Genomic DNA, 244 nt, shown 5'->3' on the forward strand with positions numbered 1-244 from the left:
GTACAGCACCACGCCCGCGCCATACCACTTGGTGAACGGCGAAGCCGCTTGGCTGGCGGCAGAGTACTGGCCGAAGGCATGCAGGCTGCGGCCTTGGGATGATGGGGAAGCCCACACAGCTTGGTCGATCAAGAGGTAGTGACCGCCACGTCCGCTGACGTCCTTGTTGCTGCCAATGCGTTTTACATCGGAACTGTCGTAGTAATACCCGAGCTTGTATTCACCGGGCAGTGCGCCCGCATGC

At 60.7% G+C, this 244-nt stretch carries 1 protein-coding gene; it reads right to left on the reverse strand.

Annotated features, from left to right (window positions below; all coding sequences use genetic code 11):
* The coding region (locus AAEZ02_RS23285; protein ID WP_351125572.1) for a carbohydrate porin at positions 1 to 244 on the reverse strand (244 nt) is incomplete at both ends.

Source organism: Shewanella sp. T24-MNA-CIBAN-0130 (assembly GCF_040310185.1).
GTDB classification, from domain to species: domain Bacteria; phylum Pseudomonadota; class Gammaproteobacteria; order Enterobacterales; family Shewanellaceae; genus Shewanella; species Shewanella psychromarinicola.